This window comes from Streptomyces sp. T39 (genome assembly GCF_008042045.1).
GTDB lineage: Bacteria > Actinomycetota > Actinomycetes > Streptomycetales > Streptomycetaceae > Streptomyces.
The window spans coordinates 1-1,793 of the sequence record NZ_RDBP01000239.1 but is presented as its reverse complement, the minus strand read 5'-3'; the positions used below and the strand labels follow the sequence as shown (position 1 = coordinate 1,793).

General features: G+C 72.3%; 1 protein-coding gene. It reads left to right on the top strand.

Features of this window, described 5'->3' with window-relative positions; genetic code table 11:
• Nucleotides 1-1,793, top strand: a 1,793-nt coding sequence (locus tag EAO77_RS37505; protein ID WP_147992732.1) for a condensation domain-containing protein, incomplete at both ends; no start/stop codon positions are given.

Sequence of the window (1,793 nt, the reverse complement as noted above, 5' to 3'; positions counted from 1 at the left end):
GTCTCGCGGAGTTGGTGGCCGGGCGGGAGGACGTGGGTGGTGTGGTGCTGCCGCCGCTGGTGCCGGGGGAGGGGGCTTCGGTGGCGGGTGAGTTGCCGGTGGCGTCGTTCGCTCAGCGGCGGTTGTGGTTGCTGGCGCAGTTGGAGGGTGGGAGTGCGGCGTACAACGTGCCGTTGGTGGTGCGGTGTGCGGGTGGGCTGGATGTCGGTGTGCTGACGATGGCGCTGGGTGATGTGGTGGGGCGGCATGCTCCGCTGCGGACGGTGTTCGAGGCGGTGGACGGGGAGCCGCGGCAGCGGATCCTGTCGCCGGACGAGGCCCGGGTCGTCGTACGGCGTCGCCGGATCGACTCCGCCGATCTCGACGCGGTCCTCGCCGAACTGGCCGGCACGCCCTTCGACCTCGGCTCCGAGACCCCCCTGCGCGCCACGCTCCTCGACCTCGCCGACGACCGCGCCCAGGTCCTGTCCCTCGTCCTCCACCACATCGCCACGGACGGTCTGTCCAACGCGGCGTTCTTCGCCGACCTGGAGCGTGCGTATGCGGCGCGGGTCGCGGGGGCGGTGGTGTCGGTGCTGGAGGTTCCGGCGGTGGACTACGCGGACTATGCGGCCTGGCAGCGCAGGGTGCTGGGGTCGGCGGACGACGCGGGCGGTGTGCTGGGCGGGGAGTTGGGTTTCTGGCGGGAGGCGTTGAAGGGTCTTCCGGAGGAGCACGGTCTCGGTCTGGACCGTCCGCGTCCGGTGGTGGCGTCGCACCGGGGTGGTCAGGTGCAACTGGACCTGGGGGAGGAGTTGTTCGCCCGGGTCGGGGAGTTCGCGCGGGCGGAGGGGTGCACGCCGTTCATGGTGGTGCATGCGGCGCTGGTGGCGGCGTTGTCGCGGCTGGGGGCGGGGGCGGATCTGGCGATCGGCTCGCCCGTCGCGGGCCGTACCGACGAGGCGCTCGCCGAGCTGGTGGGGTTCTTCGTGAACACGCTGGTGCTGCGGACGAACAGCGCGGGTGATCCGACCTTCCGTGAGCTGCTGGCGCGGGTCCGGKCCGCCGATCTGGACGCGTTCGCCCACCAGGAGGCGCCGTTCGACCTGGTCCTGGAGGCCGTGAATCCGGCCCGGACCCTCGCCCGCCACCCCCTCTTCCAGATCTGCCTCGGACTCGAAGCGGGCACCCTGCCCTCCCTCGACCTGGCCGGTACCGGGCACTGCACCGTCGACGGCACCCCGACCGGCTCGGCCAAGTTCGACCTCGAATTCCTCCTGCGGTCCGACGACGGCCGCCGACTGCACGGATCGATCCTCTATGCCGCGGACCTCTTCGACGAGGTGACGGTGCGGCGGATGGGGGATGTGCTGGGGCGGGTGCTGTCCCAGGTGGTGGAGGAGCCGGAGGTCCGGCTGTCGCGTCTGGAGACGCTGTCCGCCGGTGAGCGGGAGCTGCTGACCGGTGCGTGGGCGGGGAGTGCGGCCGAGGTCGGGGACCTGTCGCTGGTGGAGTGGTTCGAGGCGCAGGTGGCCGAGCACCCTGAGCGGACCGCGCTGGTCGACGGCGAGAGGGCGGTGTCCTATGCCGAACTGAACGCGTCCGCCAACCGGTTGGCCCGTCATCTGCGGTCCCACGGGCTGGGCCGGGGTGATCTGGCGGGTGTGCTGCTGGAGCGCGGCGCCGACTTCGCGACGGCGGTGGTGGCGGTGGTGAAGACCGGCGCGGGATACACCCTGCTCGACCCGGACTTCCCCGACGAGCGGCTGCGCTCGGCCGCCACCGACGCCGGCATCACCCACCTCGTCACCACC